This window comes from Streptomyces sp. NC-S4, from assembly GCF_054353315.1.
On the sequence record NZ_CM135937.1, the window covers coordinates 3,137,047 to 3,149,148 of the forward strand.

11 protein-coding genes are annotated in these 12,102 nt (G+C 69.3%); 2 read left to right on the forward strand and 9 right to left on the reverse strand.

Translation table 11 applies throughout. The features are described 5' to 3' along the window. Positions 1 to 201: 201 nt before the first annotated feature. The 3 genes from ndk to folC all read right to left on the reverse strand — a co-directional run bounded on the left by ndk (position 202) and on the right by folC (position 2,587). A complete protein-coding gene (gene ndk / locus ACXNSR_RS13725) occupies positions 202 to 612 on the reverse strand; it encodes a nucleoside-diphosphate kinase (RefSeq protein ID WP_030008577.1) in 411 nt (136 codons plus the stop codon). A 64-nt stretch (positions 613 to 676) separates the two neighbouring features. Then, on the reverse strand, positions 677 to 1,045 hold the full coding sequence (locus ACXNSR_RS13730) for a DUF4233 domain-containing protein (RefSeq protein WP_458642324.1): 369 nt from the start codon (positions 1,043 to 1,045) through the stop codon (positions 677 to 679). Positions 1,046 to 1,048: 3 nt separating this feature from the next. Beyond that, positions 1,049 to 2,587: a bifunctional tetrahydrofolate synthase/dihydrofolate synthase gene (gene folC / locus ACXNSR_RS13735; protein WP_458642325.1), complete on the reverse strand. Its 1,539-nt coding sequence runs from the start codon at positions 2,585 to 2,587 to the stop codon at positions 1,049 to 1,051. Between the two features lie 116 nt (positions 2,588 to 2,703). Here folC and ACXNSR_RS13740 point away from each other — a divergent pair, with 116 nt between their 5' ends. Then, positions 2,704 to 3,753, forward strand: a complete 1,050-nt coding sequence (locus ACXNSR_RS13740) for a rod shape-determining protein (RefSeq protein WP_458642326.1) — start codon at positions 2,704 to 2,706, stop codon at positions 3,751 to 3,753. Between the two features lie 5 nt (positions 3,754 to 3,758). Here ACXNSR_RS13740 and ACXNSR_RS13745 read toward each other — a convergent pair whose 3' ends face one another. Beyond that, a complete protein-coding gene (locus ACXNSR_RS13745) occupies positions 3,759 to 4,907 on the reverse strand; it encodes a sensor histidine kinase (RefSeq protein ID WP_458642327.1) in 1,149 nt (382 codons plus the stop codon). Between the two features lie 185 nt (positions 4,908 to 5,092). Next, entirely contained in the window at positions 5,093 to 7,714 is a 2,622-nt protein-coding gene (locus ACXNSR_RS13750; RefSeq protein WP_458642328.1) for a valine--tRNA ligase, read from the reverse strand. Between the two features lie 127 nt (positions 7,715 to 7,841). Between ACXNSR_RS13750 and ACXNSR_RS13755 the strand changes: the two genes are divergently transcribed. Further along, entirely contained in the window at positions 7,842 to 8,777 is a 936-nt protein-coding gene (locus ACXNSR_RS13755) for a hypothetical protein (protein ID WP_458642329.1), read from the forward strand. 55 nt (positions 8,778 to 8,832) lie between these two features. Here the strand turns inward: ACXNSR_RS13755 and ACXNSR_RS13760 are convergent, their stop codons facing one another. The 4 genes from ACXNSR_RS13760 to ACXNSR_RS13775 form a co-directional block, all read right to left on the reverse strand. Further along, the gene (locus tag ACXNSR_RS13760) at positions 8,833 to 9,108 is read right to left on the reverse strand and encodes a hypothetical protein (protein ID WP_266596495.1); all 276 of its coding nucleotides are present in this window, start codon (positions 9,106 to 9,108) and stop codon (positions 8,833 to 8,835) included. A gap of 163 nt (positions 9,109 to 9,271) precedes the next feature. Then, entirely contained in the window at positions 9,272 to 10,558 is a 1,287-nt protein-coding gene (gene clpX / locus ACXNSR_RS13765; protein ID WP_399911816.1) for an ATP-dependent Clp protease ATP-binding subunit ClpX, read from the reverse strand. 153 nt (positions 10,559 to 10,711) lie between these two features. Continuing rightward, positions 10,712 to 11,377, reverse strand: a complete 666-nt coding sequence (locus ACXNSR_RS13770; protein WP_150257432.1) for an ATP-dependent Clp protease proteolytic subunit — start codon at positions 11,375 to 11,377, stop codon at positions 10,712 to 10,714. 54 nt (positions 11,378 to 11,431) lie between these two features. Continuing rightward, the gene (locus ACXNSR_RS13775) at positions 11,432 to 12,049 is read right to left on the reverse strand and encodes an ATP-dependent Clp protease proteolytic subunit (protein ID WP_150257433.1); all 618 of its coding nucleotides are present in this window, start codon (positions 12,047 to 12,049) and stop codon (positions 11,432 to 11,434) included. Between the last annotated feature and the right edge of the window lie 53 nt (positions 12,050 to 12,102).

Sequence of the window (12,102 nt, forward strand, 5' to 3'; positions counted from 1 at the left end):
TCGTAGTGCCGCAAGTACGAAGACCGCGCGACGGGACTCCGGCAATCCCGCCGGAATGGATACCCGCCCCCTCAGTGGTGACGACGTGTCCTGCCCAGGCGTTCCCGCTGCGGCCCGGAAATACCGTGGGGCGACCGAAATTACTTCGGTCGCCCCAGGTCGTGAGCGCTATTCGGCTGATGTTCCGTCAGGAAAGAGTGCTCAGAGCGCCGGGAAGAACAGCTTCAGCTCACGCTCGGCGGACTCCTCCGAGTCCGAGGCGTGGATCAGGTTCTCACGCGTGATCGTGCCGAAATCACCCCGGATGGAGCCCGGAGCCGCCGCGATCGGGTCAGTGGGTCCGGCCAATTGGCGGACACCCTCGATCACCCGCTCGCCTTCGACCACCAGGGCGACGATCGGGCCGCTCGCCATGAAGCCCATGAGGGGCTCGTAGAACGGCTTGCCCTTGTGCTCGCCGTAGTGCGCCTCCAGGGTCTCCTGGTCCAGCGTACGCAGCTCCAGTGCGGGGATGGTCCAGCCGGCCTTCCGCTCGATGCGGCCGATGATCTCGCCGACCAGACCGCGACGGACGGCGTCGGGCTTGAGCAGGACGAGGGTGCGCTGGGTCATGTTGCGGCTCCTTGCGACAAACGGGTGCGGTAGGGCGAATCTACAGGGCCGATCAGGGGACCCGTCAGGCAGCGTCAGGCGTCCCGGGGGCGCCCTGCGCCTCCTGGGCGGCCGCCCAGCGCGCCTTGATCGTGTCGATCTTGCGGCCGTAGTGCACGGAGCACCACCACAGCCCGGCGAACACCGCGCCGAGGAAGAACATCGTCGGCACGACGAACCCGCTCGCGATCAGGCCGATCTGCAGGGCCCAGCCCAGTTGCACCGCCCCGGGACGCGAGAGCATCCCGCACAGCAGCACCGACAGCAGCATCGAGACCCCGCACACGGTCCAGACCGTGGCCTGGGTCAGGTCCGGGTCCTTCATCGCGACCAGTCCCGCGAAGCCGATCACGAAGAACTCGCCGATCAGCGTGCTCGCACACAGCGTGCGCATCCCTCAGCCCCTCTTCAGCAGCAGGCGGGCCTCGCCCACCGTGATCACGGAACCGGTCACCAGGACCCCGGCCCCTCCGTACTCGGCCTCTTCCTCCGCCAGGGTGATCGCCGCCTCCAGGGCGTCGTCCAGCCGCGGCTCCACCTGCACCCGGTCCGCGCCGAAGACCTCGACCGCGACGGCCGCGAGCTCGTCCGCGCCCATCGACCGGTGGCTGGAGTTCTCCGTCACCACCACCTCCGCGAGGATCGGCTCGAAGGCCTCCAGCACCCCGCGGACGTCCTTGTCCGCACTCGCGGCGACCACACCGATGAGCCGGCTGAAGCCGAAGGACTCGGTGACCGCCTCCGCGGTGACCGCCGCGCCCGCCGGGTTGTGCGCCGCGTCCAGGACCACCGTCGGGCTGCGCCGCACGACCTCCATGCGGCCCGGCGAGGACACCGAGGCGAAGGCCTTGCGCACGGTGTCCACGTCCAGGACCCGGGCGTGCTCCTGGCCGATCCCGAAGAAGGCCTCGACGGCGGCCAGCGCCACCGCCGCGTTGTGCGCCATGTGCGCGCCGTACAGCGGCAGGAAGATGCCGTCGTACTCGCCGCCCACACCGCGCAGCGTCAGCTGCTGGCCGCCGACCGCGACCTCGCGGGAGACGACCCCGAACTCCATGCCCTCACGGGCCACCGTGGCGTCCACCTCGACGGCCTTCTTCAGCAGCACCTGCGCCGCGTCCACCGGCTGCTGGGCCAGGATCACGGTCGCGTCCTGCTTGACGATGCCGCCCTTCTCCACGGCGATCTCACCGGGCGTGGAGCCGAGCCGGTCGGTGTGGTCCAGGCTGATCGGCGTGACCACCGCGACGGACGCGTCGATGACGTTGGTCGCGTCCCAGCTGCCGCCCATGCCGACCTCGACCACGGCCACGTCCACCGGGGTGTCCGCGAAGGCCGCGTAGGCCATCCCCGTGAGCACCTCGAAGAAGGACAGCCGGTACTCCTCGGCGGCGTCGACCATCTCCACGTACGGCTTGATGTCGTGGTACGTCTCGACGAACCGCTCGGCGGTGATCGGTGCCCCGTCGAGGCTGATCCGCTCGGTGATCGACTGCACGTGCGGGCTGGTGTAGCGCCCGGTGCGCAGCTCGAAGGCGTTCAGCAGGGCCTCGATCATGCGGGCCGTGCTCGTCTTGCCGTTGGTGCCGGTGACGTGGATGGACGGGTACGCGCGCTGCGGCTCGCCCAGTACGTCCATCAGCGCCGCGATCCGCGACACCGAGGGCTCCAGCTTGGTCTCGCCCCAGCGGGTGGCGAGCTCCTGCTCCACCTCCAGCAGCGCCTTGGCGACCTCCGGGTCGGTGGGCCGGGCGGGTACCGGGTCGCCCTGGGGCGGTCCGGCCTGGGCGCGCAGGGTGCGGCTGCCGGCCTCGATCACCGCCAGGTCGGGGTCGCGGTCGGACTCTTCCGCCACGATCTGGTCGAACTCGTCGAAGGGTGCGGCGAGGTCGTCGTTGTCGTCGCGGTCGTGGCTCTCGGGCTGCTGGTCACTCACAGGGCCAGTCTACGGACGGGGACCCGGGGGACTTTCGGCCCGGCCGTTTCGGGACCTCCGGCGCCCGGAGCGACCTGATCGTTATGCAAGCCTTGCGGCAGCAGATAGGGGAACGAATGCCGCAGGCCAGCAGCAACAAGACAGCATCCAGCCGCGACATAGGGATCGACCTGGGCACCGCCAACACCCTCGTCTACGCACGGGGGCACGGGATCGTCCTCGATGAGCCGTCCGTGGTCGCCGTGAAGGCGGGCACCACCACCGCCCTGGCCGTCGGCACGGACGCGAAGGAGACCATCGGCCGCACCCCCGGCTCCATCACCGCGATCCGCCCGCTCAGGGGCGGTGTGATCTGCGACTACGAGGCCGCGGAGGAGATGATCCGGCACTTCGTCCGCAAGGCCGTCCCGGGCCGGCGGCCCCGCACCCGGATGGTGATCTGCGTGCCCTCCGGCGTCACCCCGGTCGAGCGGCGGGCCATCGTCCAGGCGTCCACCCGGGCCGGAGCCAAGGTCGTGCACCTGATCGAGGAGCCGATGGCCGCGGCGATCGGCGCCGGGCTGCCCGTGGCCGAACCCCGCGGCTCCATGGTCGTGGACATCGGCGGCGGCACCTCCGAGGTCGCCGTCATCTCCCTGGGCGGCATCGTCACGTCCAGGTCGCTGCGGGTCGGCGGGGACCGGCTCGACGCGGCGGTCATGGACCACGTACGCAAGGAACACGCGCTGCTCATCGGGGAGCGCACCGCCGAGGACGTCAAGCTCGGCATCGGATCGGCCTGGCCGGTCCCGGACCGGCCGGAGCTGGAGACGCGCACCTTCACCGTGCGCGGCCGCGAGAAGGTCGGCGGCATGCCCAAGACCCTCCGGCTGACCGTCCAGGACGTCCGGGCCGCGCTCGACGAGCCGATCGAGGCGATCATCGCCGCCGTGCGCACCACCCTGGAGGAGTGCCCGCCGGAGCTGTCCGGCGACGTGATGGAGCACGGCATCGTGCTGACCGGCGGCGGCGCGCTGCTGCCCGGCCTGGACCTGCGGATGGCTTCCGCGACGGGCATCCCGGTCTTCGTCGCGGACGACCCGCTGGACTGCGTGGCCCTGGGCACCGGCCGCTGCGTGGAGGACCTGGACGCCCTGGGCGGCCTGCTCGCCCCGGCGAGGGCCTGAGCTCCTCAGCCGCGCGGAAGGGTGGCGACGACCTCGTAGGAGTCCCGCGTGCGCGTCGCCGTCAGGGTCCCGCCCAGGCTGCGTACGCGCTCGGACATGCTCGCCGTGCCCGAACCCGCCGAGACGGGGGCCCGGCCCGGGGTCCGGGCCGGCAGCGCGTTGCTGACCGCTATCCGCAGCCTCGGGCCGTCCGTCGTGATCGACACCTCGATGGTCTCCCCGTGGGCGTGCTTGGCGGCGTTGGTCAGGCACTCCTGCACCACCCGGTAGACCGCCGCCTGCCGCAGCGGGGAGAGCCCGTGCACGTCCTCGTCCATGGCGAGCCGGACGGGCGAACCGGCCCGCCCGCTCTCCTCGGCGAGCGCCGGCAGCCCGTCCACGCCCGGGGTCGAGGCCCGCTCCCCGCGCTGCACGATGATCTCGTTGAGCACGAGATGGGCCCGCCGGGCGGTGTCGGCCAGCTCCTCGAAGTCCGGCCCGTACGCCGTCTCCCGCGCCCGCATCGACAGCACCTCGGAGCGGACCGTGAGCAGGGTCAGCTCGCGCCCGACGAAGTCGTGGACGTCGCGGGCCACGGAGGTGCGCTCCTGCTGGACGGCATGGAGCACGGCCGACTCGGCCCGCCGGGCGGTCAGCTCCCCCACCAGGTCGTGCCGGTAGGCGGCGATGCCCACCGCGGAGGCGAGCACCCCGATGGGCACGACGACGCTGAGGAAGCCGCTGAGCGTCTCCCCCCGGGGCGCGGGCCAGTCCGGCACGCAGAACAGCACCAGCGCGAACGCGATGTACCCGAGGGTGGCGAGGATCCCGGCCCGGCGTCCCCGGTAGCGGCCGACCGAGTAGAGGGCGAACTGGATCAGGGTGAGCTCGTGCAGCCACCCGATGAACAGCAGCGCGGCCAGGTACGAGACCCAGGGCTGCCGTCGGCGCACCAGCAGGGTGGTGCAGCCCAGGGCCAGGACCACGGCGGCGGTCGGCCCGCTCAGCGAGTTGTCGGCGGCGGCCAGACCCGGGAGGTCGAGGGCCATCAGGCCGAGGCAGCCGAGCGCGGTGAGCACGTCCACGGCCCGCGGCGACCGGGCCCAGCTCTCGGTGTGCCGGCGGCCACGAGCCACCAGCCGGTCGAAGGCCGGGACCACGGGCTTGACGCGCATGCCCTCCATCATCCGTGGTCAGCGCTCCGGTTCGGATCGCCCGGAAACGAAAAAGTAGTGATTTAGGGCACTTCGGACAGTCGTCCGCGGTGAGACCCGCCCTCCCACGGGGAAGGGATACGGCGAAGGCCCCCGCGTCGACCGACGGTGCGGGGGCCTTCTCCGGTGCACGTGCGTACTGACCGCTAGGCGGCCGGCAGGCCGTCCAGCTGCGCCTGGAGGCGGGCGATGTCCGCCTCGGCCTTGGCGAGCCGGCCCTTGATCTTGTCCACGACGTTGTCCGGGGCCTTGGCGATGAACGCCTCGTTCCCGAGCTTCGCCTCGGCCTGCTGCTTCTCCTTCTCCGCGGCGCCCAGGTCCTTCGTCAGGCGCTTGCGCTCGGCCGCCACGTCGATGGTGCCCGACAGGTCGAGCGCGACGGTGCCGCCGGCGACCGGGAGGGTCGCGGTGGCGCTGAAGGAGTCACCCTCCGGCTGGAGGCGCAGCAGCTGTCGGATGGCCGCCTCGTGCGCGCCCAGCCCGGTGGCGCCCAGCTCCAGACGGGCCGGAACCTTCTGGCCGTCCTGCAGACCCTGCTCCTTGCGGAAGCGGCGGACCTCGGTGATCACCCACTGGACGGAAGCGATCTCCGCCTCGGCGGCCGCGTCGCGGAAGCCGCTGTCCTTGGGCCAGTCGGCAATGACGAGGGACTCGCCGCCGGTCAGCGTGGTCCACAGCGTCTCGGTGACGAAGGGGACGACCGGGTGCAGCAGGCGCAGCATGACGTCGACGACCTCGCCGAGGACGCGGCCGGAGACCTTGGCCTGCTCGCCGCCCGCGAAGAAGGTCGTCTTCGACAGCTCGACGTACCAGTCGAAGACCTCGTCCCACGCGAAGTGGTAGAGCGCCTCGCTGAGCTTCGAGAACTGGTAGTCCTCGTAGTACGCGTCGACCTGCGCGACCGTCTCGTTCAGCCGGGACAGGATCCACCGGTCGGTGGCCGACAACTGCTCGACGGGCGGCAGCTCGCCCTCGATCGTGGCGCCGTTCATCATCGCGAACCGCGTGGCGTTCCAGATCTTGTTGGCGAACTTGCTGGAGGCCTGGACCCAGTCCTCGCCGATCGGGACGTCGACACCCGGGTTGGCACCGCGGGCCAGGGTGAAGCGGACGGCGTCGGAACCGTACTTGTCCATCCAGTCCAGCGGGTTGACCACGTTGCCGAAGGACTTCGACATCTTCTTGCCGCGCTCGTCACGGACCATGCCGTGCAGGGCGATGGTGCGGAACGGCGGGGTCCCGTCCATGGCGTAGAGGCCGAACATCATCATCCGGGCGACCCAGAAGAAGAGGATGTCGTAGCCGGTGACCAGGACGGCGTTCGGGTAGAACTTCTCCAGGCTTTCGGTCCGCTGCGGCCAGCCGAGCGTGGAGAACGGCCACAGGCCCGAGGAGAACCAGGTGTCCAGGACGTCGGTGTCCTGGGTCCAGCCCTCGCCGGCGGGCGGCTGCTCGTCCGGTCCGACGCAGACGACCTCGCCGTTCGGGCCGTACCAGACCGGGATGCGGTGACCCCACCACAGCTGGCGCGAGATGCACCAGTCGTGGAGGTTGTCGACCCAGTCGAAGTACCGCTTCTCCATCTCCTGCGGGTGGATCTTGACCTCGCCGTTGCGGACCGCGTCACCGGCGGCCTCGGCGAGCGGGCCGACCTTGACCCACCACTGCATCGACAGACGCGGCTCGATGGTGGTCTTGCAGCGCGAGCAGTGGCCGACGGAGTGCGTGTACGGGCGCTTCTCGGCGACGATCCGGCCCTCGGCGCGCAGCGCGCCGACGATGGCGGAGCGGGCCTCAAGCCGGTCCAGGCCCTGGAAGGGGCCGTGGGTGGTGATGATCGCGTGCTCGTCCATGACGGCGAGGTTCGGCAGGTTGTGGCGCTGGCCGATCTCGAAGTCGTTCGGGTCGTGCGCCGGGGTCACCTTGACGGCGCCGGTGCCGAACTCGGGGTCGACGTGCTCGTCCGCGACGACCGGGATGCGGCGGCCGGTGAGCGGCAACTCGATCTCGGTGCCGACGAGGTGCTTGTAGCGCTCGTCGTCGGGGTGGACGGCGACGGCCGTGTCACCCAGCATCGTCTCGGCGCGGGTGGTCGCGACGACGATGGACGCCTCGCCCTCGCCGTAGCGGATCGAGACGAGCTCGCCCTCGTCGTCCTGGTACTCGACCTCGATGTCGGAGATCGCGGTCAGGCAGCGGGGGCACCAGTTGATGATGCGCTCGGCGCGGTAGATCAGCTCGTCGTCGTAGAGCTTCTTGAAGATGGTCTGGACGGCCTCGGAGAGGCCCTCGTCCATGGTGAAGCGCTCACGGGACCAGTCGACGCCGTCGCCGAGGCGGCGCATCTGGCCGGAGATCTGGCCGCCGGACTCGTCCTTCCACTGCCAGACGCGCTCGACGAAGGCCTCCCGGCCGAGGTCGTGGCGGGACTTGCCCTCCTTGGCGAGCTCGCGCTCGACGACGTTCTGGGTGGCGATGCCTGCGTGGTCCATGCCCGGCTGCCACAGCGTCTCGTAGCCCTGCATGCGCTTGCGGCGGGTGAGGGCGTCGATCAGCGTGTGCTCGAAGGCGTGGCCCAGGTGCAGGCTGCCGGTGACGTTGGGCGGCGGGATGACGATCGCGTACGGGGGCTTCTCGCTCTTGGCGTCGGCCTCGAAGTAACCGCGCTCTACCCAGCGCTCGTAGAGCTTCCCTTCTACCTCGGCCGGCGTGTACGTGGTCGGCAGTTCGGAGTCGGGGCTGCTGGGTGTCTGCGTGTTCTCGGTCACGGGGCACAGTTTAGAGCGGTAACAGTCCAGTCATGAAACCGGTAATCCCGTGGCCGGGCGCCCTGACCGCCCTTGGCTTCCGTCAGGATGTGTGAAACGGATAAGCAACCTCATTGGGGGACGCGGGATGAGCTACAACCAGCCAGGGCCCTACGGGCAGCAGCCCCAGCAGCCGGGACCGTACGGGCAGCAGCCCCCGCCGCCGCCCGGCCCGTACGGCCAGCCCGCCCCGCAGCCCAACCCCTACGGCCAGCCCGCGGCCCCGCAGCCGGGCTACGGCTACCCGCAGCAGCCGGGCGTCCCCCCGCAGGGCTACCCCCAGCAGCCCCCGGCACCGGCCTACGGCTACCCGCAGCAGCAGGCCCCGTACGGCGGCCAGCCCCCGAAGAAGTCCAAGGCCGGCGTGATCATCGGCGCGGTCGTCGCGGTCGCGGTGATCGCGGGCGGCGGCTGGTACTTCCTGGGCGGCGGCGCGGGCGGCAGCATCTCCGCGGACACCAAGGGCTACAAGCTGGTCGCCCCGGAGTCGGTGGACGACTTCAAGAAGGACCCGGCATACAAAGAGCCGCCCTTCAGCGACCAGGACAAGAAGGAGGCCGAGGCCGGCGGCGTCAAGAACCCGTCCCGGGTCGGCATGACCTACACAGCCGGCGACCCGAAGAACCCGCTGACGGGCAAGGGCCTCAACTTCAAGGGCCTCTACGGCGAGATCGCCGACCCGGAGAAGGCGGTGGACGGCTACTTCGCCCTGGCCAAGGTGAACGCGGCGAAGGACGGCAAGTCCGACGTCCAACTGATCGGCAGCCCCAAGGCGATGACGCCGACCGGCTTCAAGGGCGCCGTGATGAAGTGCCAGGAAGCGAAGCTCACCGTCAAGGACACGTCGACCAAGGGTCCCAAGGAGTTCACCCTCCCGATGTGCATCTGGGGCGACTACAGCACCCTGACCATGGTCACCGCCACGGATGTGGCCTCCGTGTTCGCGAACAAGCCCGGCTACACGCTGGAACAGACCGCGGAGCTGGCCGCGAAGCTCTACAACACCGCCCGCGTCAAGAGCTGATCAATCCGGGTAGGCGTGGGGCATCATGCATGCCCCACGCCATCCTTCCCGGACTTCAGGCGAGTTGGTAACAGGCAGTAGAGGCGTCGTTCTGCTTCACGCCGAGGTTCACCAAAGCCATGAAGCAGGCATGCCGATTCATGCCCGACAAATCCCAGGCGGCGGCATGATCACATGCATCCTGCACCCGCGGGCCCACCGTGTAGCCCACGTTGCGCAGGTAGACCTGGCAGTCCGCAGACGAGGCCGACGCGGGCGAGGCGGCCACCAGAGGCAGGGCGGCTGCCGCGAATGTCGACACCAGGACACCGACCGCGCGCTTCTTCTTCATTCCTCATCCCTCCGTGGAAAGTTCGACATACGGAGTTGATCAAGGAAATCGACCCAATGCATCACAGATCGAATGCAGGGGCCGATTATCGACCAAGATGGTCCGGAATGCGAGGAGGGGCGTCAGGCCATCGGCCTGACGCCCCTCCTCAATCCCTCGGCTGCTAGGCCGACTTCTCGTGCGGGCCCTGGTCCTTCGGGACGATCCGGGGGACCAGCGTCGGGTTGACGTTGGAGCGGACCACCTCCGAGGTGATGACCACGCGGGCCACGTCCTTGCGGGACGGGACCTCGTACATCACCGACATCAGGACCTCTTCCATGATGGCGCGCAGGCCGCGCGCGCCCGTCTGGCGCAGGATCGCCTGGTCCGCGATGGCCTCCAGCGCCTCGCGCTCGAAGTCCAGCTCCACACCGTCGAGTTCGAACAACCGCTGGTACTGCTTCACCAGCGCGTTACGCGGCTCGATCAGGATCTGGAGCAGGGCCTCACGGTCCAGGTTGTGCACGGAGGTCAGCACGGGGAGGCGGCCGATGAACTCGGGGATCATCCCGAACTTCACCAGGTCCTCCGGCATGACCTCCTGGAACTGGTCGCTGGCCTCGATCTCGCGCTTCGAGCGGATCGTCGCCCCGAAGCCGATGCCCTTGGCACCCGCACGCGACTCGATGATCTTCTCCAGGCCGGCGAAGGCGCCGCCCACGATGAAGAGCACGTTCGTCGTGTCGATCTGGATGAACTCCTGGTGCGGGTGCTTGCGGCCGCCCTGCGGCGGTACGGAGGCGGTCGTGCCCTCCAGGATCTTCAGGAGGGCCTGCTGAACGCCCTCGCCGCTCACGTCGCGCGTGATCGACGGGTTCTCGCTCTTGCGGGCCACCTTGTCGATCTCGTCGATGTAGATGATCCCGGTCTCGGCCTTCTTGACGTCGTAGTCGGCGGCCTGGATCAGCTTCAGCAGGATGTTCTCGACGTCCTCGCCGACGTACCCGGCCTCCGTCAGCGCCGTCGCGTCGGCGATGGCGAAGGGGACGTTCAGCATGCGGGCGAGGGTCTGCGCGAGCAGCGTCTTGCCCGAGCCCGTGGGGCCGAGCAGCAGGATGTTGGACTTGGCGAGCTCGATCGCGTCGTCCCGGCCCTGCGCGCCGCCGTTCTCGCCGGCCTGCACGCGCTTGTAGTGGTTGTAGACCGCTACCGAGAGCGCCTTCTTCGCCGGCTCCTGGCCGACGACGTAGCCCTCCAGGAACTCGTAGATCTCACGAGGCTTGGGGAGTTCCTCCCACCGGACCTCGGAGGTCTCCGCGAGTTCCTCTTCGATGATCTCGTTGCAGAGGTCGATGCACTCGTCGCAGATGTAAACACCGGGTCCTGCGATGAGCTTCTTCACCTGCTTCTGGCTCTTTCCGCAGAACGAGCACTTGAGCAGATCGCCGCCGTCACCGATGCGTGCCACGAGGTGCTTCCCCTTCGCCTGGGAGACGCCTGGTTCAGCGCTCCTGGTGCCTCATATCCGACGGTACCTTGCCGGGGGCCCCGTGCGGGGCCCCCTTGACGTGGTTCACATCGCCGAATCCGGCGATGTGCCCGCGTCAACTGGCGGCAAGGATCAGTGGGAGTTCTTGCGGGTCGAGACGATCTGGTCGATCAGGCCGTACGCGAGGGCGTCCTCGGCCGTCAGGATCTTGTCGCGCTCGATGTCGTCGCGGATCTTCTCGATCGGCGTCGTCGAGTGCTTGGCCAGCATGGTCTCCAGCTGGTCACGCATGCGCAGGATCTCGTTGGCCGCGATCTCCAGGTCGGAGAGCTGCTCGCGGCCGGTGCCACCGGAGGGCTGGTGGATCAGCACGCGGGCGTTCGGCAGGGCCATGCGCTTGCCGGGGGTACCGGCGGCCAGCAGGACCGCGGCGGCGGAGGCCGCCTGGCCCATGCAGACCGTCTGGATGTCCGGCTTCACGAACTGCATGGTGTCGTAGATCGCCGTCAGCGCGGTGAAGGAGCCACCGGGGCTGTTGATGTAGATGGAGATGTCGCGGTCCGGGTCCATCGACTCCAGGCACAGCAGCTGCGCCATGACGTCGTTGGCGGACGCGTCGTCGATCTGCACGCCGAGGAAGATCACGCGCTCCTCGAAGAGCTTCGCGTACGGGTCGTACTCGCGCACGCCCTGCGAGGTGCGCTCGACGAAGCGCGGGATGACGTAGCGGTTGTCCACCTGCGGGCCGGTGTAGAGGCCGCTCGCGGAGAAGTTGTTCTGCATCTGGGTGTTCACCATCCTGGTGGCGTTCTGCGGGCTGTCGGCTGACGGGTACTGACGGTGGAGCCTGGATCAGGCCCCGGTGCCGCCGCCGCCCGGCGCGTTGGACGCGGCCGAGATGATGTCGTCGATGAGGCCGTACTCCTTGGCCTCCTCGGCGGTGAACCAGCGGTCGCGGTCACCGTCGCGGATGATCGCCTCGACGGACTGGCCCGAGTGGAACGCGGTGATCTCGGCCATCCGCTGCTTGGTGCGCAGCAGGTACTGGGCCTGGATCTTGATGTCCGACGCGGTGCCACCGATGCCGGCGGAACCCTGGTGCATCAGGATGTCGGTGTTCGGCAGGGCGAAGCGCTTGCCCTTGGCGCCACCGGTGAGCAGGAACTGCCCCATCGAGGCGGCCATGCCCATGCCGATGGTGACGACGTCGTTCGGGATGAACTGCATGGTGTCGTAGACGGCCATGCCGGCCGTCACGGAGCCACCGGGGCTGTTGATGTAGAGGAAGATGTCCTTCTCCGGCTCGGCGGCCAGGAGCAGGAGCTGCGCGGTGATCTTGTTGGCGATGTCGTCGTCGACCTGCTGGCCGAGGAAGATGATGCGCTCGCCGAGGAGCCGGTTGTAGACATGGTCGCCGAGGCCGCCACCGATGGACGGCTCACCCGCGGCGTAAGGCTTCAGATTCGTCACGTATCCACCTGCTCGTCTCCGACGGCCATGTGCCGTCTCAGCGTCTCGTTCTG